Annotated in this window: 26 protein-coding genes; 14 read left to right on the forward strand and 12 right to left on the reverse strand. The window is 30.1% G+C overall.

Annotated features, from left to right (window positions below; all coding sequences use genetic code 4):
• Positions 1-2: 2 nt before the first annotated feature.
• Together Q349_RS00910 and ylqF are read left to right on the forward strand one after the other, a co-directional pair.
• Positions 3-266, forward strand: a complete 264-nt coding sequence (locus Q349_RS00910) for a hypothetical protein (RefSeq protein ID WP_036463928.1) — start codon at positions 3-5, stop codon at positions 264-266.
• Positions 253-1,110 (forward strand): ribosome biogenesis GTPase YlqF, encoded by an 858-nt coding sequence (gene ylqF, locus Q349_RS00915; RefSeq protein WP_036463931.1) that lies wholly within the window; start codon positions 253-255, stop codon positions 1,108-1,110. Before Q349_RS00910 ends, ylqF begins: the two co-directional genes overlap by 14 nt.
• Here ylqF and Q349_RS00920 read toward each other — a convergent pair.
• Positions 1,107-1,667, reverse strand: a complete 561-nt coding sequence (locus Q349_RS00920; protein ID WP_036463934.1) for a YgjP-like metallopeptidase domain-containing protein — start codon at positions 1,665-1,667, stop codon at positions 1,107-1,109. The two genes, ylqF and Q349_RS00920, sit on opposite strands and share 4 nt — an antisense overlap.
• 81 nt (positions 1,668-1,748) lie before the next feature.
• Between Q349_RS00920 and Q349_RS00925 the strand changes: the two genes are divergently transcribed.
• The 10 genes from Q349_RS00925 (at position 1,749) to obgE (ending at position 13,521) form a co-directional block, all read left to right on the forward strand.
• The gene (locus tag Q349_RS00925) at positions 1,749-2,183 is read left to right on the forward strand and encodes an Rrf2 family transcriptional regulator (RefSeq protein ID WP_036463937.1); all 435 of its coding nucleotides are present in this window, start codon (positions 1,749-1,751) and stop codon (positions 2,181-2,183) included.
• Positions 2,183-3,559: a dihydrolipoyl dehydrogenase family protein gene (locus tag Q349_RS00930; RefSeq protein ID WP_036463940.1), complete on the forward strand. Its 1,377-nt coding sequence runs from the start codon at positions 2,183-2,185 to the stop codon at positions 3,557-3,559. The genes Q349_RS00925 and Q349_RS00930 overlap by 1 nt, the downstream gene beginning before the upstream one ends.
• A 50-nt stretch (positions 3,560-3,609) precedes the next feature.
• Positions 3,610-4,419 carry an HAD-IIB family hydrolase gene (locus Q349_RS00935; RefSeq protein ID WP_036463942.1) on the forward strand — a complete coding sequence of 270 codons (810 nt, stop codon included), beginning with the start codon at positions 3,610-3,612 and terminating at the stop codon, positions 4,417-4,419.
• Positions 4,420-4,516: 97 nt separating this feature from the next.
• The gene (gene hisS / locus Q349_RS00940) at positions 4,517-5,854 is read left to right on the forward strand and encodes a histidine--tRNA ligase (protein WP_036463944.1); all 1,338 of its coding nucleotides are present in this window, start codon (positions 4,517-4,519) and stop codon (positions 5,852-5,854) included.
• Positions 5,838-7,559, forward strand: a complete 1,722-nt coding sequence (gene aspS / locus Q349_RS00945; RefSeq protein WP_036463946.1) for an aspartate--tRNA ligase — start codon at positions 5,838-5,840, stop codon at positions 7,557-7,559. The genes hisS and aspS overlap by 17 nt, the downstream gene beginning before the upstream one ends.
• 163 nt (positions 7,560-7,722) lie before the next feature.
• Positions 7,723-7,923 (forward strand): 50S ribosomal protein L32, encoded by a 201-nt coding sequence (rpmF, locus tag Q349_RS00950; RefSeq protein ID WP_036463948.1) that lies wholly within the window; start codon positions 7,723-7,725, stop codon positions 7,921-7,923.
• Positions 7,924-8,010: 87 nt separating this feature from the next.
• Positions 8,011-8,601 (forward strand): Holliday junction branch migration protein RuvA, encoded by a 591-nt coding sequence (ruvA, locus tag Q349_RS00955; protein ID WP_036463950.1) that lies wholly within the window; start codon positions 8,011-8,013, stop codon positions 8,599-8,601.
• The gene (gene ruvB / locus Q349_RS00960) at positions 8,585-9,541 is read left to right on the forward strand and encodes a Holliday junction branch migration DNA helicase RuvB (protein ID WP_036463952.1); all 957 of its coding nucleotides are present in this window, start codon (positions 8,585-8,587) and stop codon (positions 9,539-9,541) included. Before ruvA ends, ruvB begins: the two co-directional genes overlap by 17 nt.
• Positions 9,542-9,619: 78 nt before the next feature.
• On the forward strand, positions 9,620-12,181 hold the full coding sequence (gene secDF, locus Q349_RS00965) for a protein translocase subunit SecDF (RefSeq protein ID WP_036463954.1): 2,562 nt from the start codon (positions 9,620-9,622) through the stop codon (positions 12,179-12,181).
• Between the two features lie 74 nt (positions 12,182-12,255).
• The gene (gene obgE / locus Q349_RS00970) at positions 12,256-13,521 is read left to right on the forward strand and encodes a GTPase ObgE (RefSeq protein WP_036463955.1); all 1,266 of its coding nucleotides are present in this window, start codon (positions 12,256-12,258) and stop codon (positions 13,519-13,521) included.
• 44 nt (positions 13,522-13,565) lie between these two features.
• Here obgE and Q349_RS00975 read toward each other — a convergent pair whose 3' ends face one another.
• The 10 genes from Q349_RS00975 to Q349_RS01020 all read right to left on the reverse strand — a co-directional run bounded on the left by Q349_RS00975 (position 13,566) and on the right by Q349_RS01020 (position 23,257).
• The gene (locus Q349_RS00975; RefSeq protein ID WP_036463957.1) at positions 13,566-14,219 is read right to left on the reverse strand and encodes a chromate transporter; all 654 of its coding nucleotides are present in this window, start codon (positions 14,217-14,219) and stop codon (positions 13,566-13,568) included.
• Entirely contained in the window at positions 14,203-14,808 is a 606-nt protein-coding gene (locus Q349_RS00980; RefSeq protein ID WP_051616722.1) for a chromate transporter, read from the reverse strand. The genes Q349_RS00975 and Q349_RS00980 overlap by 17 nt, the downstream gene beginning before the upstream one ends.
• Positions 14,809-15,318, reverse strand: coding sequence for an adenine phosphoribosyltransferase (locus Q349_RS00985; RefSeq protein ID WP_036463959.1), 510 nt, complete (start codon positions 15,316-15,318; stop codon positions 14,809-14,811). It abuts the gene before it with no gap.
• Positions 15,319-15,326: 8 nt separating this feature from the next.
• Positions 15,327-17,129: a translation initiation factor IF-2 gene (infB, locus tag Q349_RS00990; protein ID WP_036463961.1), complete on the reverse strand. Its 1,803-nt coding sequence runs from the start codon at positions 17,127-17,129 to the stop codon at positions 15,327-15,329.
• Positions 17,104-17,397 (reverse strand): YlxR family protein, encoded by a 294-nt coding sequence (locus tag Q349_RS00995; RefSeq protein ID WP_036463963.1) that lies wholly within the window; start codon positions 17,395-17,397, stop codon positions 17,104-17,106. The genes infB and Q349_RS00995 overlap by 26 nt, the downstream gene beginning before the upstream one ends.
• A complete protein-coding gene (locus Q349_RS01000) occupies positions 17,384-19,024 on the reverse strand; it encodes a NusA N-terminal domain-containing protein (RefSeq protein WP_036463965.1) in 1,641 nt (546 codons plus the stop codon). Before Q349_RS01000 ends, Q349_RS00995 begins: the two co-directional genes overlap by 14 nt.
• Positions 19,025-19,031: 7 nt before the next feature.
• Positions 19,032-19,463, reverse strand: a complete 432-nt coding sequence (locus tag Q349_RS01005; protein WP_036463967.1) for a ribosome assembly cofactor RimP — start codon at positions 19,461-19,463, stop codon at positions 19,032-19,034.
• Between the two features lie 77 nt (positions 19,464-19,540).
• A complete protein-coding gene (gene hinT, locus Q349_RS01010) occupies positions 19,541-19,897 on the reverse strand; it encodes a histidine triad protein HinT (protein ID WP_036463970.1) in 357 nt (118 codons plus the stop codon).
• Positions 19,884-21,116: a HinT-interacting membrane complex lipoprotein P60 gene (locus tag Q349_RS01015; protein ID WP_036463974.1), complete on the reverse strand. Its 1,233-nt coding sequence runs from the start codon at positions 21,114-21,116 to the stop codon at positions 19,884-19,886. The genes hinT and Q349_RS01015 overlap by 14 nt, the downstream gene beginning before the upstream one ends.
• The gene (locus Q349_RS01020) at positions 21,116-23,257 is read right to left on the reverse strand and encodes a HinT-interacting membrane complex protein P80 (protein WP_036463986.1); all 2,142 of its coding nucleotides are present in this window, start codon (positions 23,255-23,257) and stop codon (positions 21,116-21,118) included. The genes Q349_RS01015 and Q349_RS01020 overlap by 1 nt, the downstream gene beginning before the upstream one ends.
• Before the next feature lie 380 nt (positions 23,258-23,637).
• Here Q349_RS01020 and rplK point away from each other — a divergent pair, with 380 nt between their 5' ends.
• Both rplK and rplA read left to right on the forward strand, forming a co-directional pair.
• Positions 23,638-24,237, forward strand: a complete 600-nt coding sequence (gene rplK, locus Q349_RS01025; protein WP_036463989.1) for a 50S ribosomal protein L11 — start codon at positions 23,638-23,640, stop codon at positions 24,235-24,237.
• Entirely contained in the window at positions 24,237-24,932 is a 696-nt protein-coding gene (rplA, locus tag Q349_RS01030) for a 50S ribosomal protein L1 (RefSeq protein WP_036463992.1), read from the forward strand. The genes rplK and rplA overlap by 1 nt, the downstream gene beginning before the upstream one ends.
• A 79-nt stretch (positions 24,933-25,011) precedes the next feature.
• Here the strand turns inward: rplA and Q349_RS01035 are convergent, their stop codons facing one another.
• Positions 25,012-25,926 carry a 1-phosphofructokinase gene (locus Q349_RS01035; protein ID WP_036463995.1) on the reverse strand — a complete coding sequence of 305 codons (915 nt, stop codon included), beginning with the start codon at positions 25,924-25,926 and terminating at the stop codon, positions 25,012-25,014.
• Position 25,927: the final 1 nt, after the last annotated feature.

Here is a 25,927-nt window from a genome sequence, read left to right on the forward strand (position 1 = left end):
TTATGAAGCAACTAGAGGATATTATTAAAAAAATTAGTAATCAGGAATTTTTATATAGCGTAAAAGGTTACTCAATTGAACAAGTAGATATGTTTTTAGAGCAAATTATTGAATTGATCAATATTGAAAACAACCGATTAGAAAGTTTAAATCACACACTAGAATATTACGAAAAAGAAATTAGTAATCTAATTGTTGAAAGAGATGAATTAACTCATAAAATAGAAAGATTAGAAAGTGAAGTACAAAAAAATGGCCAAAGATAGAATTGCAGATGACTTTCAATATTTTATAAATTGATACCCTGGGCATATGGCCAAAGCAACAAGGAATATCAAAGAAAACGCTAAACTTGCTGATTTATTTGTTGTTGTGCTTGATGCTAGATGTCCAATTAGTTCTTATAATGAAGATTTTGATGATATTGCTCCACAAAAACCAAGATTATTTATTATTACCAAAAGTGATTTAATGGACAAAAGTAAAAAAGATAAAATTAATCAGCGCTTTAAAGGTTCCAAAATTTTATGATTAGATCTTAGACAAAGAAACTCAAGAAAAATTATCCTTCAAGAAATTAAAAAATTATTAAATGAAAAAATTCAGAGAGATAAAGCCAAAGGTTTATTGCAGCCAAGACTAAAATCTTTTGTAGTAGGAATTCCTAATGCAGGAAAAAGTTCTTTAATTAATTTAGTTTCGCAAAAATCAAGTTTAAAAGTCGCTAATTATCCGGGCGTGACCCTTAAGCTTGATTGAGTAAGATTTGATGAATTTTGATTTTTAGATACACCAGGTATTTTGTTGCCTAAATATATCGACCAAGAAATGGCGGCAAAACTATTGGCAATTGGGTCTATAAAAATTGATAAACATCACATGCAAACATCGGCATTTATTATTTATAGTTTGATATCAAAATATTATCCAAATAAAATTGAAGAACTTGGTGTTATGCCAGCCAGTGAAAATGCCGAAATTTATGGACAATTAATTGAGCTTTCTTATAAAAAATCTTTTTTAGTAGCTCAAGGAAAACCCGATTTAGATAAAACTTATCAATTTTTTATTAATTGAGCTAAAACACTTACTGGTGTAACTTATGATTAGTAAAAATTTCTATTTTGAATTTTCTTTTTAAGTGCCTTGTAATTAGGGCACTTTTTATATACGCATTGATAAAATTCCTTGCCATGGCTAGGAATTGAATTAGAAACAGTGTGGCAAACCTCGTGTACAACCACACTTTGGACAACTTCAGGACAAAAAGCAGCAAGAAAAGAGCTGTATTGAATTTTTTTACCTTTTGACCAGTTTCTCCCAAGAATGGTTTTTGTGAAAATTATTTCAATAGGGGAACTAGGAATTTTGTAAAAATCAGAGACTTCCTTTTGCATCGCTTCTATTTTAGGTAAAAACTTTTTTGCTATTCACTTTTGAATTTCTTTTTGAATTTGCTTTTGGTTAGTTTTATTTTTTATAGCGATGACGTCTATGATTTTTTGTGTAAAAGAATTAGTAATTTTTAGGTTTGAAAAGAAAGGGTTTGTTGAAATTGAAAAAGTCATTTTTTCACCTAAAAAGTAAAAAGTGTTTTCTTGCATGTTAATGTGTAATTCTTTATTAGGAATTATTTCTAAATCTTTTTCAAAATTATTATCAGACATTTCAAACCTTTCAATGATTCAAAATTATATATTATTAATGTTTTTGATTTTAAAATACAGCAAATGTGCTATCATTATGTTATGAAAAACATAACAGATAAATATTTTTCTTATTCCGATTTTGTTATTGCGATTCATTCATTAGTTTTGCTTGAACACAAAAAAGAATCGTTAAAAAGTAAATATATAGCTGAAAATATTGGTGTTCATGAAACAAAGATTCGTAATGTCTTGTCAAGATTAGTAGAAAACAATTATGTTAAAAGAACTTTTGGACGTAATGGGGGTTACGAAATTAAAAATGCTTCTGTGAATCTAGCTGAACTTTTTGAAAACCTAAATATTAAATGAATTCAGCATGATTACAAAGTAGGCAATGAAAATTCTAGTTGCGTAGTTTCATGTTCAATGAATTCTGTTATGGTTTCATTAATGAGTGATGCTAACGAAGAGGTCTTAAACTGATTTAAAAAGTTTACCATTTCTGAATTAGAGCAACAAATAAGGAGAAAATAATGAAACACTATGATTTAATTATCGTTGGTTGAGGTAAAGGTGGTAAAACAATTGCTGCTAAATTATCAAAACTTAAACCTGAAAGTAAAATTGCAATTATAGAAAGAGATCCAAAAATGTTTGGTGGAACTTGCATTAATGTAGGTTGCTTGCCAAGCAAAAGTTTTGTACACAATTCAAAAATTTGAAAAGAAACTGAAAAACTAGGAAGAAATTGAACATTTAAAGAATCACAAGAAGCTTTTAAACATGCCATTAAACATAAAGAAAACTTTGTTGCTTTCTTAAATTCAAAGAATTACCATAATTTAGCCGATTTAGAAAATGTAATACCATATGTAGGTGTGGCTTCATTTGTTAATTCAAATACTATCAAAGTTAAATCAGAAGACAAAGAAGAAGAAATTAGTGCTGATAAAATTATCATTAACACTGGTTCTAAATCAAGAGAATATGATGTTGAAGGTGCTAAAGAAAGTAAATTCATACACGATAGCACAGGAATTTTAAATTTACAAGAATTACCTAAAAAATTATTAATTATTGGTGCTGGTTTTATTGGATTAGAATTTGCTAGTTACTTTAATAATTTTGGAACAGAAGTTACTGTAGCTCAGTTTAATGAAGCGTTTTTAGCTTCAGAAGATATTGAAGATGCAAATGCGATAAAAGAACAATTAATTAAATCAGGAATTAAGTTGTTATTTAATACTTCACCTTCAAAATTTGTTGACAAAGAAAACTCTGTTTCTGTTTCTCTTAATTCAAATGGACAAACATTAATAGAAGAATTTGATGCCGTACTTACTTCTGTTGGAAGAATTCCAAATCTAGCTGATTTAGAGCTTGAAAAAGCAGGAATAGAAGTTGAAAGAGGAGCAATAAAAGTTAATGATCTTCTTGAAACAACAACTTCAAATATTTGAGCAATCGGAGATGTTAAAGGTGGTGCCTTCTTTACTTATGTTTCTTTAGATGACTCTAGAATTGTTCTTCCTCAATTACTAGGAAAAAAACCTGAATACACTCTTAAAGACCGTAATTTATTACCTACGACAACTTTCTTAGATCCAGCATATGCAAGAGTTGGATTAAATGAAAAGCAAGCCCAAGAACAAGGTATTGAATACACACTTAAAAAATTACCAGTAATGGCAATTCCAAAAGCACATGTAATTTCGGAAAAAACAGGATTTATCAAAATCTTAGTTGACAAAGACGATTATGTTATTGGCGCTACTTTATGACATTATGAAGCAGCAGAAATGATCAATATCTTATCGCTAGCAATAAAGTTTAAAATTAAAGCAAGCGACCTTGGTAAATTCATTTATACACACCCAATTTTTACAGAAGCATTAAATGAAGTTTTATAAAAAATAGCACAAAAAAGTGCTATTTTTTAATGAATTGATATAATAAATATATGAAAAAACCCGAAATTATTTTTATTGATTTAGATGATACAGCGCTTGATGGAAAAGAAAATGGCAAAAAAGCAATAAGCGATGAAAATGCAAAAGTAATTAAACGTTTAAGTCAGCGAATTCCTGTGATTGTATCAACTGGTAGAGGGGATAATGAAAACACCCGTCGAATGTTGAAAAAAATTGATTTAAACACATTTATTGCATGAAATGGTTCAAAAATTGTTGTTAATGGAGAACTTATTAAAAAATCAGAAATAGACCGCGATGTAGTGCAAGAACTTTTTGATCAAATTGTTTTAGAAAAAGCGGTTATTATTTTTAATTCTAATTTCTCGCACACTAGTTTTGTGAGAAATAAACTTTTCCAATTTTTATTTAGATTAACAGGAAGAAAAATAAGAGTTTATAAAGAATTCAGAAATGAATTTCTAGCCTATAAAGTTTTAGTTTGATGTCCATCAAAAAGAAAACTTCAAAGACTTTATAAAAAATGATTAGTTTTATTTGCAGGGAAATTAAATGTAACACTAAGTGGTAATAAAAGTAATTACATCGAAATAACTGCAGCAAATGTTTCAAAAGGGGAAGCTGAAAGATATTTATGTAACCTTTGAAACATTGATCCCTTAAATGCTATACATATCGGTGATTCTATGAATGATGCCTCGACTAAAGGTGTTGTAGGTAAAGTTGTAGCTATGCAAAATTCAGCAGAAGCCTTCAAAAATATTGCCGATGAAATTTCGCCATACCCTTGTAAAAACGCTGGACTAAGCAAGTATTTAAGTCAATTTTTAGAAGATTAAGCAAAGAACTACTTTGCTTTTTTTGAACTTTTTTGCCCAGAGCAAAAAAGCATTTTTGAGTATAATTAAAATACTTATAGTATTTTAGGAGAAACATATGATTAAAAAAGTAAAAGGAACAATAGATTATAACGGTATTCAATGAAATAGAAAACAATATTTACAAGATATGTTTGTTAAAACAACATTTGGATTAGGGTTCAAAATGATTGAAACACCTATTTTAGAATACTCGGAACTATTTAGAAGAAGCAATGAACAAAGCGAAATGGTCAAAAAAGAGATGTTTGAGTTTCCTGATAAAGGAAACCGTGAATTGGTTCTTAGACCTGAAGGAACAGCATCTTTTGTTCGTTCCTTTGTTGATAATAAATGATATGCTCAAAATATTATTCAACAATTTGCTTACTTTGGGCCAATGTTTCGTTATGAGCGTCCCCAAGCAGGACGTTTTAGACAGTTTTACCAAGCTGGAGTTGAATATGTAGGAGATAAAAATCCATACAAAGATGGATTAGTTATTCACACGGCTTATTCGTTTTTAGAGGAAATAGAAGTTGCTCAAAAAGGCATCAGAATTGTTATTAATAGTATTGGTGATGCTCAAAGTAGAGAGAATTACCAAAAAGCTTTAAAAGAGTTTTTAGAACCATATCGCAATGAATTAACAGAATTATCAAGAGAAAGATTAGATTCAAAAAATGTATTAAGAATTCTTGATGACAAAGTAGACTCTAAATTACCTTTTATGCAAAATGCTCCTAAAATTAGTGATTACTTAAGTGAAGAAAGTAAAATTTACTTCCAAAGAGTGCAACATATTTTAGATGTTTATAATATTGATTATGAAGTAAATGAAAATCTTGTTCGTGGTCTTGATTACTATGATGAGACAGTTTTTGAAATTCTTTTTGGTGAAAAAGACCCAATAACATTAATCGGTGGAGGAAGATATTCTAATTTAATTGAAGAGTTAGGAGGTCCTAAAATTTCTAGTGTAGGTTTTGGAATTGGAATTGATAGACTTTTAGATCTCTTCCCTGATTTATGAATACCTGAAAAAGGCGTGATAGAAGCTCCTAATTTTGGAATTGTTCCTGAATTAGATATCTTATTTGCGGCATCTGATGATGAGAAAAAGCTAGATTTACTTTTAGAATTTAAAAATGGAATTGATCAATACTTAGGAACTTTAAATAACAAATTTGTTCCAGAATTAATCAAGCAGAAAAAAATTATGGAAATGGCTCGTAGAGAAAAAGCAAAGATTTTAATTTATGAAGATCCTAAAGTTATTGGACCTAATTCACTTGTCTTGAAGGATTTAAGAAGTGGTCAAAAAACAATTTTTGATGTTGAAGAATTAGAAGAAATGGAAAAACTTTTTGCTTATATTTCAGATTTATTGGAGGATTCTTATGAAGAAAACTTTTAAAAATAACGAACTTAACTTGCAACATGTGGGCCAAGTTGTAACACTTTATGGTTGAGTGTTAAATAAGAGAAAATTCGGAGAAATCTCTTTTGTTGATTTAAGAGATAAATACGGAGTTACTCAACTTGTGTTTAACCAACCAATTCACTTTTCAAAAGAAAGTGTTTTAGAAGTTACTGGTGAAGTTGTTAGAAGAAAAGATCCTAATCCTTCATTAAAAACAGGTGATATAGAAATTATTGTTCAAGATTTTAAAGTCTTCTCTTCTGCAAATGAGCTTCCTTTTGCTATTCGCGATGATGCAGAAGTTAATGAAGAGCTTCGTTTAAAATATCGTTTTTTAGATTTGCGTCGCCCTGTGATGCAAAAAACTCTTAAATTAAGAAATGATATTTTTTTCGCAATGCGTGAGTATATGCAAGAAAACGAATTTACTGAAATTGAAACCCCGATGTTAGCAAAGGCCACACCAGAAGGAGCAAGAGATTTTCTTGTTCCTACAAGACACGGCGGTACTTTTTATGCACTTCCTCAATCGCCTCAATTATTCAAGCAATTACTTATGGTATCAGGTTTTGAGAGATATTATCAATTTGCTAGATGTTTTAGAGATGAAGATTCAAGAAAAGATCGTCAACCAGAATTTACACAATTAGATATTGAAACAAGCTTTTTAGAAGTACCTGATTTTATGACTTTAATTGAAGGTCTTTTTAAACACTTCATGAAAAAGGTAATGAATGTTGATATTCAAACACCTTTTCCTAAATTAAAATTTAATGATTGCATTAGAGACTACGGAACTGACAAACCAGACTTAAGATATGAAGTTAAAATTATAGATATTCCTGATTTTGCAAACATAACAGATTTTAATATTATTAAAGACGCTCCTTCAAAGAGGCTTTTAGTAATTGATGAGGTAATTACAAAAAAACAATTTAAAGCATTGGAAGAAATAGCTAAGAAAAATAAAGCTAATGCTTTATTCTACTTCACTGTTGAAAATGGCAAATTCGTTGAAAGCAATTTTGCAAAAAAAATCCCTCAAGCTGTTGAAGAATTGATTCAAAAAATAAACAAAAATAATGGAACATATTTTATTGTCGCTAATAAGTACGAGAATGCTTCGCAAGCTCTAGGAGCACTTAGGGTTGAATTAAACAATATTTATCATTGAGCAAGAGATGAATATAATTTCTCTTGAATTGTTGACTGACCAATGTTTGAGTACAATGAAGAAGATGATACTTGAGCTGCAGCTCACCACCCATTTACTCAATTTGATAATACTTTAGAAGAAATCAATACTTTAAGCAAAGATAAATTAAGAGCCAAAAGTTATGATCTTGTATTAAATGGTTTTGAATTAGGCTCTGGTTCAGCAAGAATTTATGATTCTGAAATGCAAGAAAAAATGTTTGAATTAATTGGCCTTAATAAAGAACAGCAAGAAGAAAAATTTGGATTCTTTTTAAACGGTCTTAAATACGGGGTTCCACCACATTGTGGAATTGGGCTAGGAATGGATCGTTTGGTTATGATTTTAGCAGAGCAAAAAACAATCAGAGATGTTATTGCCTTCCCTAAAAATGCAAAAAATCAAGATATTTTTACAGGCGCACCTTCTTCTGTTGATTCCAAATCACTCGAAGAATTATCGTTATTAATTAATTTAGAAAAACACAAAAAAGAAAACGAATAATATTATTTAAATTTAAAATTAAATACTTTTACAATTTTATTTAATTATTACTAATACATTGAAAAAACCAAGGTGTAAATTTTTAAAAAAGATTAAGTTTTTTTAAATTTATAATATATAATAATATAGCATTTATTATAAAACCACAATAAAGGAGGGAACCATGGCTATTGTACCAAAGCGTAAAACATCGAAACAACGTAAACACAAAAGAAACAGCCACTCAGCATTATCAATGCCAAACCTTGTTGCATGTTCAAACTGTACACAAAAAATTGAGCAACATGTAGTATGTAGATTTTGTGGTTTTTACAATGGTAAAAAAGTTCAAGGATATAAAGCCCTTAACGACCGTATTCAATAATTTTTATATAATTTAAAATATCGGGAAACCGGTATTTTTTTGTGCATTTTTTGAATAAAAAATTAAGACATAATTGAAAGGAGAAATATGCTTTTATATAAATTAGGTGAAATAGTTCATAAAAATTTCAACAACATTATTTTTGAATCTAAAGGAGAGGGTTTTTTAGTAACAATTTGTAATGAATCAAGATATTCATTACACGAAAAAATGAAACTATATTTTTACGAATATAGTTCAGATTATTTGAAAATTACATATGGTTTTAAAGATTTTAAAGAGCGTCTTTTGTTTTTGGATTTACTTACTATTGACAAAATAGGTCCAAAAATTGCGATGAATATGCTTGACAAAGGTTGAGAATATATTGCGGATTTAATTGCTAATGATCAGTGGCAAGAACTATCAAAAATTCAATTTATTTCAGATAAGACAGCACGTTATATATGCGTAGAGTTAGCTCAAAAATGATCAAAAATGTTAACTAAAAAAACAAAAACCAACTCTAATAATCAAGCTAAATTGCAAGATTTGGCAGAAACTTTAAATACATTAGGTTTCAAGAAGAAACAAATTGATTTTGCTCTAACCAATGTCGTTCCTACCGATGATTTGGAACAACTTGTTGAAAAAAGTATTGAATTAATTACAACTAGACAAAATGAATACACAACTTAGACCGCAAGATTTTGAACACTTTATTGGACAACACAAAATTGTAGAAACCATAAAAGCAATGATTAAAAGCTCAAAAAAGCAAGAAAGAGTACTACCACACATTTTATTTCATGGAATGCCTGGTTTAGGAAAAACGTCACTAGCAAGCATCATTGCTAATGAAACAAATAGTAGTATACATATTATTCAAGGAGCACATATTGAAAAGAAATCAGATTTGATTTCTATTTTGTCGGTAATTAAAGAAAATGATATCGTTTTTATCGATGAAATTCATAGCATAAATAAAGGAGTTATTGAATTTCTTTATAATGCAATGGAGGATTTTGTTTTTGATTTAATAATTGGCGTTGAAGAAAACGCAAAAGCAATGAGGATGAAAATCAAACCATTTACTTTAATTGGAGCTACCACTAAAATTAGCGAAATATCGCAACCTCTTAAAGATAGATTTGGATATATAGGTCGTTTTGAAAATTATTCTGAAGAAGATTTAAATAAAATAATTAGAACTTCAATGGATTTATTGAATATAGAAATGGAAGAAAAATTTGTCTCTATTATTTCGTCTTATTCTCGTTCCACACCAAGAATTGCAAACCAATTATTAGAGCGTGTTAATGACTTTGCCATATCCCAAAATCACGGCAAAATAAGCAAAAAGATTATTTTTAAGACTCTAAAATACCTTGAATTATACCCGCTAGGACTTTCTAAAGACCATATTGATTATTTAATGACAATCTGAGAAGGTTTCGAGGATAGAGCTGTATCACTAGATACAATTGCCGGATTATTGCCTATGCAAAAAGATAACATTCTAAATGAAATAGAGCCAATTTTACTATACTTAAAGTTAATTGAAAAAAACTCAAGAGGAAGAAAAATTTCAAGCAAAGGTATTGATTATTTAATTAAACAAAAACTAGCTATTTTATAATTTTTAGTTGCTAAATTTCAATAAATTAGGTTAAATTGTATGTTTCGCAAAAAGGGTTATTTTGGTAAAATATAAATTATGAAACGTATTAGAAATTTTTTCAAGTTAAACAACTGAAAAAGAATTTTAATTACAGTTTTAACCTTAACATCTGCAATGGTTGCGATTACTTTTGGTTCTAAATACTATGTTTCGCAAAATGTCAATAAATCAGTTGATTATGGTGGTGGTATTGAAACGGTTATTCAAGTTACTCAAAACGGAAAAAATGCTGATAAACAAACCACTGAAAACGTAAATAATTCTCTTTTTGAACGTTTAACAGGAGGAACTGGTCTTAATGGGGTGTCTATCAGTACAGAAGGCGATGGAAAGATCAGAATTACTAAAAGTGGGGAATTAACCGACTATCAAAAAGAAGACTTTCTTAAAGAAATCGTAAACAAACCTACTTTAACCATTACTGATGCAAATTTACATCCTATTTTTTACAACGGCATTTTTGTAACTGATAAAACTTTAGATGATGGCGAACCACAAAATTGAATACCTCCATTTTTAGAGGGAAGTGCAACAAGTTCGAATCAAAATGGCCAAAACGTTGTCGAATTAACTCTTAAAAATGAAGATGCTCGTTTCCAATGAACTAAAGCAACTGAGTATATTTCATCGCAATCAAACAAAACAATCTTAATGTGATTAGACATTAAAGATTTAATTAATTTAGCAAAAACAAGATTCCCTAATGACTGAAAAGAGTCGGGAGAAAATCTTTGAAACTTTGTTCACGTCAATAATAAGCCGTATGATAAAGACGGAAAAGCAAACAATTTCAAAAAAGAAGAAATTGACACTCAAGGAAAATACTTAATTAGTGTCGCAAATGTTCAGGCACCAATTAGTACTTCAAAAGTTATTATTAGTGGAAATTTCACAAATAATAGCGCAAAAGATTTAGCTAATAGAATTAATTTTGGTTTAAGCAATTATGATTTAACTATTATTTCAAGTTACTATCTCGATTCTAAATTACAATCATCTGCGTTTTTATATACAGCAATTGCTGGACTTTTAGTATTTGTTGTTATTGCAGTGTTTATGATCATTAATTATGGTTTATTGGGAATAATAAGTGCCTTTTCAATTGCTTTATATATTTTCCTAACATTGTTAATATTTACGTCATTAAACGGTGAATATAGTCCATCTACTATCGCAGCATTAATTATTGGAATCGGAATTAGCGTAGATGCTAACATTATTACATTTGAGAGGTTAAAGTCCGAGGTCTATCTTGGTGATTCTCTGGATAAATCGTTTAGAAATGCCAACAGGCAATCTTTATCTTCGATTCTTGATGCAAATGTTACAACTATTATCATTGCATTTATCCTTTTCTTTATGGGAACAAAAGATGTTAAAGGATTTAGTATCACATTAGTTCTTTCTATTTTCTTTACATTAATTGTTATGTTAGTCTTTACTAGATTTTTATCAACTCTTGTAGTTGGTACGGGATGATTTGATAATCGTTTGTGAATGTTAGGGATTCACAAAAAATATATTAAAAACCCAACTAAATTTTCGTTAGCAATAAGAAATTTTGATTATCTTAAAAATGCAAGATGATTTGCCTTGATTTCTCTTTTCATTCTAATTGCTTCAATTATTGTTTTTGGAGTTTTTGCGGAAAAAAGCGGAAACTTTTGAGACGGTATCAACCGCTCAATTGAATTTAGCGGAGGGGTGGATCTTTCGATTGTTTCAAAAGGTGGAAACTATGGGGATTTATCACTTGAGCAAGCAAATCAAATTAAGCAAGCCTTAAGCGAACAAGCTTCTACTCTTGGGATTAACAATATTGATAATATTATTAATATTCAAAAAGTTTCTCAAACTACTGAAAACTATTTAATTAATATACGAACATCGCAAAATTTAAGTATTGATCAAATATCTCAAATTAAAGCTATTGCTGAAAAAATAAAAGAAGATATTACATTAAATGAATATCAAGTGCTTACATCTGAAGCTACTAAATTGGTAATTAACGCTTTAATTGCCGTAGGAGTAAGTTTCATCGGTATTGTTATTTATACTCTTGTAAGAATGAATTGAACATTCTCTATAGCTGCTATTTTAGGTCTTTTACATGACTTTATTGTTGTTGTAGCTTTTGTCGTTCTTACTCGTCTACAAGTTTCAAGCATTATGGTAGCGGCAATGCTTTCTATTATTGGTCTTTCAATTAATGATACAATTGTTACATTTGACCGTATTAGAGAAAAAATGAATACTTTTGATCCAAAACATGTCTTAAGCAAGCAAGAAATTAAAGCGATACTTAATAGTTCAATTGCTGATACTTTAAAAAGAAGTATCTACACCTCGCTTTCTACGATTGTTGCTATTGCAATCTTGCTTTGCTTTGGTTCTGCAACGAACTTTGGATTTAATATTACAATGCTTTTTGGTATTTCAATTGGAGTTTATTCATCGGTATTTATTTGTGCATGAATTTGAAGTAAATTAGAATGAATCAGACAAAGAGGAATCCAAAAAAGAATTGATAATAAATTTTGAGATATTTCGCATCCAGATGAACAAACATTCCCTGGAATTAATGATTTCAGATACTAAGCAGCCTAGGCTGCTTTTATTCTTTTTAAGTACAATTATGGTATTATTTATTTAACACATAAGAGGAGAAATTTATGGCACGTTTTATTGATGAAATTACAATTAGTGTTCAAGCAGGAAAAGGTGGAAACGGAATGGTTTCGTTTCGTAGAGAAGCGCACGTAGATAAAGGTGGACCAGACGGGGGTGACGGAGGAAATGGAGGAAACATCTATTTTGTAGGTGACCACGGAAAAAACACTCTATTATCTTTTTATAAAAACAAACATATAGTTGCTGAAGATGGAGTAAAAGGAGGACCTAAAAATCTTTATGGGGCAAATGGAGCTCACACTTATATTAAAGTTCCAATTGGGACACTAGTTTATAATGGTAAAAAACTTGTTGCCGACATAATTGAAGCTGATAAGCCATATTTAATTGCAACCGGAGGAAAAGGAGGAAGGGGTAATACAAAATTCAAAACCTCAAAAAATACAGCTCCAAGAATTTCCGAAAACGGAATGCCTGGTGAAAAATATGAAGCTAAAATCGTACTTAAAATTCTTTCAGATGTTGGAATTATAGGAAAACCAAGTGCTGGAAAAAGTACGCTCTTAGGAGCTTTATCAAATGCCAAACCAAAAATTGCCGAATATGAATTTACTACTCTTGTACCTCAATTAGGAATGGTTGAATATAAAGATTATTCATTTACGATTGCTGATTTACCAGGGTTAATTAAAGGTGCTTCGCTAGGAAAAGGTTTAGGAATACAGTTTCTTAAACATATTGAACGTTGTAGAGTAATCGCTCATGTAATTGACTTTGGAAGTCCTGAAAAAGATCCGATTGCGGACTTTGAAATAATTAATGAAGAATTAAAGTCATACAATTATAAATTGGAAAACAAATTGCAATTAGTTATTGCTAATAAATCGGATCTGCCTGATTTTCATGAACATCTATCTAAATTTAAAAAAGCTTATCCTGACATTCAAGTAGTTGAAATTTCCGCTATTTTACACGAAAACTTAACAAAAGTAAAACAAGCTTTATGAAGTTTAATTGAAAAAGCAAATCTAGCACCAATTGAACAAGAGGAAGAAGAAGTTAAAGTCATTACTTTTGAGCCTGATTATGTAATTAAATCTCCTTATAAAGGATATTTTGAAATAACAGGTAAAAAAATTGAAGAACTTTATTACAAAATTCCAATTAATACATTCGATAACTTGGTTCGTTTTAATAATATTTTAAAGAAAATTGGTGTTTGAGATGATCTTATTAAGCGTGGAATTAACCGCGGAGATACTGTCTCAATTTACGGTTTCCAATTTGAATGAGAAGATGAAGAATAGCCGATTAGGCTATTTTTTGATCAAAAAATCAGCTTAATAGCTGATTACATTCAAGGCAATAAGATAATTAATCCAACAGAAATATTACCTAAAATAAGATAAACTAGAGGAATTTTTTTAACAATTAGATAAATAAAAAAGACAATGCCAATAGGAACATATACAAGGAGCAAAATTAACCTTCATCCACTGAAAAAGCGAGCAATTTCACTATCGCTATTTATCTTAATATACTCTCCGAAATGATTATTAAAGCCTAAACTAGGGAACACAAGTTTTAAAAACAATGTAACAACAAGTGCACCTAAAATCCCCACTAAAATAGGAGACATAAATCTAAAAAAAGATTTGAGGAATAAAGTATCCTTATATTTATTAACTATTTTTTTAGAAAAAAGCATCAATAATATGGCAGGAGCAGCAAAAATTATATAAGCCCCTAGAGTTGTTAATATTACTCATCAATGTCCTTCTCCTAAGGCATAACCAGTAAAAATAGCGAATTTAGGAGCTAGAATTCCAGGTGTAGAATTTCCAACAGCAAAGAATTTTGCAATATCATCAGAAGTAATATCAAAATTAAATGTAGTTTTGATAAAACCTCAAAATCATTCAAAAACAGGCATAAATAATTGCCCACCACCAAATACCGATAATGAAATAATAATTAGCAACACAAAGCTAACTAATATTAGCATTCTTTACCTTCTTTTTCTTTTTGTAAACAAAAAATGTATAGATTAAAACAAATAAAAAAAGTCAAATAAAAGCAAATATCGGCAAGTTAAATGGCATCGGCACAAATAAAGAGTATAAAATAGAAAAAGTCATTAAAGGAACTCAAAGTGAAATTTTAAGAGTTTCCTTTGATTTTTTAAAATAACGATACGTTATTAAAGATAGCCCTGAAATAACAGGCATTAAAGCCATAACCATAATAATATAAAGATATTGTTTAGGTATAAAGGCAATTAAAATAACAACGGTTAAAGCTAAGATTAAATGAGGTAAGGAAGCAATTAAAACTAGCAAAAAGGATGTATATCAAGAATAGAATTTATGTGCAATAAAAGTAATTGATTGAATAGTTGAAGGACCGGGCAACATATTTGTTAGAGAGACCATTTGATCAAATTCTGCCGATGTGATTCATTTGTTTCTCTCAATAGCCTCGCTTTTAATGATAGGAAGCATTGCGTTACCGCCTCCGAAACCAAGAAATGTAATTTTAAGGGTAAATAAAATAAACCTAAAAATAGAAGGTTTATTTTGATTATTTGATTTCATTTAAACTCTTACAAGAGATATTACTTCAGCATTGGTTTCGAGTAATTCTCTACCGTTAAGTTCAGAAAGTTCTAATAGTACAATTACTTTTGAAACAGTAGCACCTTGTGACTCAAGAAGTTTAATGATTGCTTTTGTAGTCCCTCCTGTGGCCAAAACATCATCAACAATAACTGCTTTTTGTCCAGGTTTGATAAAACCTTTTTGTAATTCTAGGGTATTTGAACCATATTCTAGGTCATAACTCATTGAAACAACTTCGCCAGGGAGCTTTTTAGGTTTTCTAACCATAATAAATGGTTTTTTTAATTTTGCCGCTGTTGGTGTTCCAAACAAAAATCCCCGAGCATCAGGCCCTACAATAACATCGGCATCTTCACAATGTGATGCAATTTGATCGATTGTGTAACTTAATGCTTCTCCATTAGCTAAAAGAGGAGAAATATCTTTAAAAACAATTCCTTTTTTAGGAAAATCTTGAACATCTCTAATTAAATTTTTTATATCCATAATTGTCCTTAATTCACTTGTACATCTTCGTAAAATTCAAGAACATCATCAACTTCAATGTCGTTGTAATTTTTAATATGACAACCAAAATCTTTTCCTTTGACAACTTCTTTAGCGTCATTAAGTTCTCTTCTTAAACTATCAAGAACTCCTTCGTAAATGAATTTAGATTTTCTAAAGACTTTAACTTTTGCGTTTTGGCGAACAACACCAGTGTCTTGCATGCAACCTGCAATTTTACCAACTTTTGAGTAAGTGAAGATCTTAATAATGTGAGCTTCACCAATTTTTTGCTCTTCATAAACGGGAGCTTTTTGACCATCAAGCATTTTTTGGCAATCTTCAATCATTTTATAAATAACATCGTGGGCAATGATATTAATACCTTGATTTTGAGCACTTTGTTTAATTGGAGAAGCTGGCTTAAGGTTAAAAACAAAAATAGTAGCATTTGAAGCTTTTGCTAGTAATAAATCTGTACCATTAACGTTTCCTGCGCTTGCAGAGATAACTTTAATAATAGCTTCTTCATTTTCTAATCCGTTAATTTGTCCTTTGATAGCTTCTGCAGTTCCGTGAACGTCTGATTTAATGATAACGTTAATAACTTTTTTATCCAAGTTTTCTTCTTGATTTGATTTTGAAGAAAGAGTAGTTATTTTGTCATACATTGCTTTTTGTCCGGCAAGCTTTTTAGCGAATTTTTCGTCATTTAGACCAATGAATTTATCTCCGGCATCAGGAGCATAGTTTAAACCAGTTACAATAGCAGGGGTTCCTGGTTCTGCAAATTCAATAGGCTTTTTATGCGAATCTAGAAGCATTCTAACTCTACCGTATCTTGAACCGGCGACGATAAAGTCACCTTTATGTAAGGTACCATTTTCTACAATTACTGTAGAAACTGCACCAACACCCTTATCGACTTTTGATTCAATAATAGTACCGATTGGATAACGTTTAGGGTTTGCTTTAAGATCTAAAATTTCTGTTAAAAGCATAATTTGATCAAAAAGGTTGTCAAGACCTTCTCCATTTAAAGCTGATCCGTAAACAATTTGAACACTTCCACCGTATTCTTCGATAACTACATCATTTTCTGCTAATTCACCCTTAATTCTATCTAGGTCCTTATTAGGTTTGTCCATTTTGTTAACAAAAACAATCATTGGAACATTAGCTGCATGAGCGTGGCTAATGGCCTCTTTAGTTTGGGGCATAACTCCATCATCAGCGGCAACAACTAAAACAACTATATCCGTTACTTTAGCACCACGAGCACGCATTTGTGTAAAAGCCTCGTGACCTGGAGTATCTATAAAAGTAATTTTATTACCTTTGTGTTCGATTTGATAAGCTCCTGTATGTTGAGTAATACCACTACTTTCGCTATCAACGATATTTGAGTTTCTAATTTTGTCTATTAATGTGGTTTTACCATGGTCAACGTGACCCATAACAGTAATAATAGGCGCACGTTTAATTAAATCTTTTGCATTATCTTTAAAGTTAACTAAGTCTAAAAAGTTTGATGCATCAACATTGGTTTCTTTATTGAAATCAAAACCATATTCAAGGCAAAGTTCTGCAATTTCCTCTTCTTCAAGAATATAGTTAAGAGTTCTTGCTTTTCCTTCCATGAAATATTTTTTAATAATGTCATTAGCGTTTTTATTTGTTTTAGCAGCAAAATCACTAATAGACATTGGTCCTGTAAATGTAAACACACCGTCTTTTAGTTCGGTTTTTGTTGTAATAAGTTGTTCTTTAACTTCGTTAACATTACTAATTCTGTTGTTCTTTTTGCTCATTGTATACCTCCAACAGTTCTTGTTCAATTTCTAAGTATTTTTCAGGTGATACTCCAAAACGGAATACCCGATTTAAAGCCTTAGTTTTTTTAATTTTTGCTCAATTTTCTGGTGAATAAATCATATATGCACCACGTCCATTGAGTTCGCGCTTAAGATCTAAGCGAATTTCTTTATTTTTATTTAAGTCAAATCTGACTAATTGGGAAACATCTACAATTTGGTTTGTAGCAATACATTTACGAGTAAAATTCTTATTTTTTATCATCTTCTCATTGTTCCTCAAAGCCTGATAAATCTAAATTGAAATCTAGCCCGTAGTTTGCTAAGTCATTATCAACTTTAAAGTCTTTAATTTCAATTTTTGCATTTTTGTAAGCTTTAACAGCTTTTGACTCTTTTTGGTCTTGTGTTTCTTGTTCTTGAGGATGATTTTGCTCTTCTACTTCTTCTTCAAAGTTAATTTGATCAATAAAATCGTAATCAAAATGTTCGTTAATATCATCTAATTCAATAGCAATATTTTCTTCGCTAAATAATGCATCAATTTCTTCTTCTTTTACTTTTGGTTTATCTACTGGTTTAGGTTTAGCAACTTTTGGTGCTTCTTCAATAATTGTTTGTGATTCAGCAAATTGTGCAACATCTTTTGAAAACTCACTCATATCAATATCAATGTTTTCAAAGAAACGAATTCTTTGGAGTTCTTTGTGACTTCCTTCTCTTTTCTTGTGTCCAATAAGAGGTTTTTCGTATTTGTTGCTATTAGTAAATTCAATTTCTTTTTCGGTTGCTTCTTCCGGAGAGAGAATTTTGATTTTTGTGCCTGTAATTTTTGAGGCTAGATCAATGTTTATACCTCTTTTCCCGATGGCATTTTTCATTTCATCATTAGCAACAATAACAAAATATCCTTTTTTATCTTCAACAACATCGATAATTTTTGCTGGAGAAAGAGCGCTACGAATAAATTCTTTTTTATCTTCAAATCACTTTATAACATCAATTTTTTCTCCACCAAGTTTTTCAGAAATAGCAAGAATTCTTCTAGCCCCTTCTCCAAAAACACTACCAAAAGCATCGAAGTCAACATCTAATGGTGTTGACTTAAGAGCTATCTTAGTTCTTACACCTGGAATTCTTTCAATTTTAACAATTTCAAGTAATCCTTGTGAAATTTCGGGTATTTCATTTAGTGCTATATCTCTAACTTGATTTGCTGAGTCGGTTGATACTTGACAAATACTTAATTTATTGTCTTCGTTAACACTTTCTAGGTAAACATCAATGTGTGAACCCAATGTCATTTCTAATAAACGATTAACTTTATTTGCTGGTAAAAAGGCAGTAACTCCATCTTCAAATTTTAGATTATAAGAACCGTTAGAGTTTTTTGTAAGAACTTCAGCTTTTAATTTTTGTCCAATAAGAGGAGTGTAACGTAGCACGATATTTCGTTTTTCTGTATTTCTTAAGTTTTGGTAGAAACCATTTTTAATACTTAGTTTTGTTTTATCAGGAAGAATTGAGAATTCAAAACGAACTTTAAATCCTGTGTCTCCTTCTTTTGCTTTTTTATCGACTTTTTTAGCATCACTTAATTTAATAAATGTAATTCTTTGGATGTCTAATTGAGTTTCTGAAATATCATCAAATTCAAAGCTATCTTCTACAACTTCACCATTAATGTTGTATGTAAAGATCTCTTGGTTTTCCTCATCAAGTTCAAATAAAATTTCAGCATCTGGATCGATATCACGATTAATTGCTTTGGTTGCCTCAAAAGCAAAAATTTTCAAAATTTCTTCTAATGAAATGTTAAATTTTTTAGCATATCCTTGTGCAATTAAATATCAATTAGTTGAATTTACACTTTTGGTTTCGTTTTTTTTCATAATTCTCCTAGAATTTAATATAAACTTCGGCACTTTTAACTTCGCTTTTTGCGATATTTAACTTCCGAATTCTTCCTTTTTGATTTCACTTTAAGATAAAGCTGTCTTGAGATGCTCCAATCAAGTCTCCAACCATAATTTGCTCTTTTTCTACTGATTTATAAAATATTAATTTGATTGTTTGACCTACAAATTCATTCATTTTATCTAAATCAATATCTGTTGAGTTCCCTTTTGATAAGACTTCTAATTGTAAGTCATTAGGGTATAAATTTTTAGCTTCAAGCAATGCTTGAACTTCTTTAGTTATAGCCGTGACTTCATCTAGATCAATTGAATCAACCTCGATAGTTAAAGTTTTAGCAAAGGGTTCAATTTTAAATGAAGCAGAGAGAATTTTGTCTCCTAATTCTTTCTTTAATAATTTTAAATAATCCATTTTTCTCCTTAAAAAAGCGAAAGAGTTGCGTTTAACGCAACTCTTCATGTATGATTGAAGATAATTTTATTATACCATTAAATTGTGTGTTCAGGAGTTTTTTCTTCTTCGTCATAAGGGATAATATGAATGTGTGTGTGAAAAACAGTTTGTCCGGCGCTTTTACCTGTGTTTACTAATAAACGGAACCCAGGAATATTAGAATCTAATACTCTTTCTTTAGCTAATTTACGAGCAATCTTCATAGCATGGATAAAACTTGCTTCGTCTTGTTCTATCATATTAACTTCTTGTTTTTTAGGCACAACAAGAAAATGACCTGGTTTATGAGGAAAAGCATCCAAAAAAGCAATTACAAGATCATCTTCGTAAATAATTTCAGCAGGAATTTCACGGTCAATAATCTTGCTAAAAATTGATTTATTCTTTGACAAAATCAACTCCTTTAAGTTTTTCCTCAACTAATTCATCTTTAATTTTAATAACGTTACCAAGAGTTACAAAAGCCTTTTGAGCACTTTTGTAAAGCGAATCACCTCCATAAATTGCAACAGCTAATTTAAGTTGGTTGAGTTTAGGAGCATACGAAGTATTGTCGAAGCTTAATATTTTTTTATTTGTATCTTTTTCCCCAGGAATTTCTTTTAATACAGGAGCAATCATATTTAAGTAAGTTACATTAATGGTTTTATTATCACCGGTAATTTTAATTGCTTCTTTAAGTTTTCCGTCTTTTTCTACAGGGATTAATTTGTTATTAGTAAAGTCATAGAATCCACTAAGTGTTGAAGAATCTTTTAATGTTAATAAATGTTCTTTTGAAAAATCAAGTTTATAAGAATTTAATTTTGAGCTTAATCCTTGATATCCTCCGAGACTTTCTTCTAATTCTGGATCATTAAATAAAACATCGCTTTGAGCTACTTTTAAAGCGGCATCGGTGTTTTTTAGTAATTCTTCATAGTCTTTAATAGTTTCAATTGATCTAGTTAAATTTGAAAAGATATCATTATCAGATGATGAAGAGTAGTTTCAAATTTGAGCAATACGTGTGCTTAATACATAGTCAATTAATAATAATTGATCAAGTTGATAAGTGTCTTTTTTGGAATCATAAGTTGATTTAGCTACTTTTTCAAGTTCAGAAGAATCTGCAATCTCGAAATATTTTTTAACCAAAAGCAATTTATTAACGTTATAAGAAACATCGGTTTTAGGTGTTGCATATAAAATTTTGAATTGGTCAATATTTGGAATTGCTTTTGAAACATTAAGATCGCTAAATTGATTATCTAAAATTTTAAGTTCGTCCTCGCTAAATGAAGCTATTTTTTTTCAATTTGAAAGGGAAACACCAAGATTAAAATCTGTTGTTAAATATTGATTATCTAATCAAATTTTATAAGCTTGATAAGCATCGTTTAAAAAGTCTTTATTATCAATAATTTTGGCGTCTGTATCAATTTTATAGATTGCTTTTAAGGTTGAATTTAATCAAAATAATTCGGCATATTTGTTGATTTCAGCGTTTTTAACCTTGTTTTTTTGTGCAATTAATTCCGGTGAGTCTTCAGTACGACCACAAGCAACTGCAATTAGAGGAGTTGCAACAGCTAAAGGAGATAATAAAGTTAATCAAGATTTAATTTTCATTATTTAGCTCCTTTAATTTCTTTGTCAATTGCGTTTCATAAAATATCAATAGCTTTTTGTTGGCTAGTTGTAAATGGGTTTCATTTGTAAACAATTTTGTCTAAACCATTTACAACAGCGAAGTTATAGCTTTGCCCTTTAAGTTTTTCTTTGATTCAACTATCAAGACTTTTAAAGATTTGGTTAATTTTGCTTCCCTGTTCGCCAGATAAGATCGAAAGGTTGTTTGTAGCTAGCTTATCTAAATCTTCTTTAGTATAGTTTTTGTCTGTGCTTGGATTTTTGATTGAACTAATGTACGATATAAATTCTTGGTTTGATAAGGTATCGGCAATTATATCGTTTTTTGTAAAGACAGTGTTAAGCGAGTTTTGTAAGTCTAAGAAAGATGTATTTCCGTTTGCGATTGCTTTAATATCATTTTGGAAGAGCTTAAAGAATTCCTGTGATGATTGAACTTTTGCTACACGAACAAGTCATGTACCTTGTGTATTTATAACAAGTTTAGTGTCAGGCATATCACTTACATTGTACATAAATGAATATGTTTTGAGTCCATTAGCTTCAATGTTGATATTTTTGTTAAATTGTTTATAAAGCATCATCGATCTTTCAGAATCACCTAATTCATCGAATGCTTTATCGATATAACTATTTAAATTATTTAGCATTATGCTTGCTTGGTTTTTGTTTTTCTCAGCTTTGATTTTACTTAATTGAGAATTAATTTCTGCTTCCGTTGTGGCGTTGAATTGAAGTTTTAATAAGTTGGTAAGAGAAACAGAAGGAAGGGTGTTTTGGTTTGTGAAAATAGAAGAATCTAGCATTGAAAGACCTAAATCAAGATTGTTTGAGATTTGTTTTTCAAAAGGAATAATTCCGCTTGTTCCTAAATTCTTAGCATCAAGAGAAAGTAAATCAAGTAATGTTTGTTCTTCTGAACGAGAAGAATTTAGTTTTTCTTGCTCCTCTTTTGTTGTAGGGTTTGTAGTTAAAAATTCTTGTGCAGGTTTAAATGATTTGAGAACATCAATATTTGATTTTATTTCTCATTTATCTCCGTTTGAAACAAGTGTGTATTTTGAATAGTTTTTAAGAATTTGTTTGGCTTTATCATCTAGTTTTCAAGGTGTTTCTAAGTTGCTATTAATTATTCCTGGGATTTTATAAACTGTAGGAATAATCAATTTATTATTAGTAAAGTATTTTTGTGCAAAATCTTTAACTGATTTTAAAGAAGTAATAAAGGATCTTGTTGTAATAGCGGCTACTTTATCTTTGGTGATTGTGCTTAAAGCATAATTAGCTTCTTCATTGTTGTTTCCATTTTGAGCTACAAATCAGTTAAATACTTTTTCGCCTGCCTTGTATAAAACTACGTTTTTCCCATTTTCGGCAATAGGATTACCGTTTTGATCTAGTTTAATGATATCTTTTGTTGCTTTGCGATCAACATCAAGAAGTGTTAAATCTGAATTAATTTCAACTTGATAATGTCTAAGTGCTTCACTTTCAATTTGTTTGAAATTTAAGAAAGTAAGGGCTTCTTCTTCAGTTGAAGATTTACCATATTCATCAGTATTGAGACGTTCAAAGAAAGCTTTTTGTCAATTTTCATAACCATATTGTGTTTTGAAGTTTGATTTTAAATCCTCTAATTTCCCTTTGTTAGTTTTATTAATTGTTTCAAAGTCTTGTAAAGCTATATCATTACGTTCTGCTACTCCGGTAGGACGAGAAAGATTTCATAAACGTTGATATTCTTTTGAAGCTTCTACTTCTTTTTTGTATCAAAACTCAATTACGTTTTTATAAAGTTTTTCAATTTGTTCACTAACTTTAGCTTGATCTCCGTCAATTAAATTTTCAAGCTCTCCATACGTAATTTGTTGTTTATAACCAGAATCATTTGAAAATTCTAAAACAACAGATTCTGATTTGACCGGATCATTATAATTAACTTTGTTAACGCTAACAGCAAGAGGAACAGCAATGGCAGTTGTCACGGCTACACCTAAAAGACCCAAGGTAATTCACATCGCTTTTTTACGAGTTTTTTGTTTAGGTGCCTTATTTCTTTGGTCGTGAGCATCATTGCGCTCTGCAAGTTTTTCAAAGAAAGATTTTTCTCTTTTAGCCATACTTCTCCTAATTTTATTGTTTAATATATGTCTTTATTAAGTTCTTTGAATTATACTAAATTTATAGTATTTTTTGCATGGCTCAATTGTGTCTCATTTTATCTAAGAAAAAGAAAAATTTAGATTAAAAAACAACTAGAATTTTGCTTCTAAATCTAAAAATTAACTTTTACAAAGTTATAGATCTTTAGCAATTAAATTATTATTTATACTGAATCATTTTAATTAATTACCTTGTTTTAACGAGGTAAAAAAGTAATTTTTCTTATTTTTTCTTTTTTTAATTATTTTATAATTTAAAAGCAATAAAGTCTTATTGCCTCTTACTAGTGGGAGATATTTTAATTATCGCTAGACCACAATATCGAAAGGATACTTTTATGGCAAAAGAAATTCAAAGAATTGCTAAGTTGCAATTCGAAGCTGGAAAAGCTAAACCAGGTCCTGCTCTTGCCGGAGTTGGTGTTAACATGCCAGAATTTACTAAAGCATTTAACGATGCTACAAGAGATAGAGGAAACGAACCAGTTCCTGTACAAATTACTGTTTACAAAGACAAATCATTCGAATTTAAATTATTTACAGCTCCTGCTTCATACAAAATTAAGCAAGCTGCTAAAATTCAAAGTGGTTCAGCAAAAGCTAAATCACAAATTGTTGCAACAATTACACTTGATGATCTTAAAGCAATCGCTGAATACAAAATGGTTGATTTAAACACTGATGATCTTGAAGCTGCTATGGCAACAGTTGCTGGAACAGCAAGACAAATGGGTGTTTTAATTGAAGGTTGAGATGATGTGGCAAAAGCTAAAGCAGAAGCAAAAGCTAAAGCAAAAACCGATGCTCTTGCAAAAGCTAGAGAAGAATCATTAAATGCAGCTGCTGAAGCTCTTGTTGAAACTAAAGGACAAGCAATTGAAGTTGAATCAATTAAAGAGCAAGAAGTGGCAAGCAGAAGAGAAGAGGAGTCTAAATAATGGCTAAGAGAATTTCAAAAAATCTTAAAGCAGCTAGAGAATCATTCGATAGAACAGTTGCTTATGAGCTTCAAGAAGCAATTGAACTTGCTAAAAAAACTTCTTACGCTAAATTTGATGCTTCTATTGACCTTGCATTTAACTTAAACCTTGATGTTAGAAAAGCTGACCAACAACTTCGTGGAGCTATTTTATTACCATTTGGAACAGGAAAATCAATTCGTGTTTTAGTTGCTACAAACAACCCTGAAAAAGCTAAGCTTTCAAAAGAAGCTGGTGCAGACATCGTTGTAGATGGACCAGCTCTTGAACAAAAAATTAAAGAAGATGACTTTGACTTTGACGTTATGGTTGCTGACCCAGCAATGATGCCTTTACTTGGAAAATACGGTAAAAAACTTGGGCCTAAAGGACTTATGCCTAATCCAAAAACCGGAACAGTTACTCCAACTCCTGAAAAAGCTGTTGAAGAACTTAAAAAAGGTAAAGCAAACTACCGTACAGATAAAGCCGGAATTGTACACTCACTTATTGGTAAATCAAGCATGCCTACTGAACACTTAGTAGAAAACGCTAAAACACTTATTAGCCTTATTAGAAAACTTAAACCTGCTGCTGTTAAAGGAACATACATGTTAAACTTAACAGTATCAGCTTCAATGGGACCAAGCGTTAAAATTAAATTAGATAAATAATTAATCTCAAGCAACACCTGTTGCTTGTTTTTTATTTAATTAAGGATTTAAAAAAGCACCAATTAAGGTGCTTTTTACTTTATATTAATTGAGTAATTTTAATTTTGTCTGCGTATTTTTCTAGGTCGCTTTTATCTCCTAGTCACATATTTGATGAAGTACCAATTGACATTGAAGTGGCTTGTCTAAGAGCAGCTTTTACATCGTTAGATTGTTGATATAGTGCCACAAATGAACTCAAAAGTGTATCACCTGCTCCAACTGTTGAAACAATTGAATCGATTTTTTGTAATTCAATTTTATATAACTCACCTTTGTTAGTATATAAATATGAACCTTTTGCACCATTTGAAACCATAACATTGGTTGCTCCAAGAGAATGTAAATTTTTCATTCCTTCAATAATTTGTTTTTCTGATGTGATTGTTTGGTTCAACATTCTACCTAATTCATCGACATTAGGCTTAATAATTAGAGGCTGATAAGAAAGGATTTTAGCAGGATTATCAATATCAACATCTAAAACAAAAGGGACGTTCTTAGCTTTTAATGCAGATAAAATTGAATGTAAATATTCTTTATCAGAAATCCCCATAATAAAGACTAAGTCCTTATGTGTAAACCTTTTAATGTAATCTAAAAACACATTGAAAGTTTTTTGATTAATTTGGGTACGAGGACCATTAATTTCAAAACTTTGTTGATTATTAAAGTATTTAATATTTACTCTGGTAGTAGCTTCAACTTCAAAGTTTTTTAAGTCAATTGATTCGTTTTCTGATAATTTAGTAAATAAAGCTTGGGTATCACCACCTAAAAAAGTAATTGCTTGATTATTAAAACCAAGACGCTTTAAAATTACTGAAGCATTAATCCCTTTACCACCACAAAATAAATCAAAATTTTGAATTCGATTTAACCCTTGAGGATTAAAATCAGTATCTGTTTTGATAACGTAATCTATTGATGGTGAAAAAGTAATTGTGTAGATCATA

The organism is Mycoplasmopsis sturni DSM 22021 (assembly GCF_000701485.1).
In the GTDB taxonomy this organism is placed as follows: Bacteria; Bacillota_I; Bacilli_A; order Mycoplasmatales; family Metamycoplasmataceae; genus Mycoplasmopsis; species Mycoplasmopsis sturni.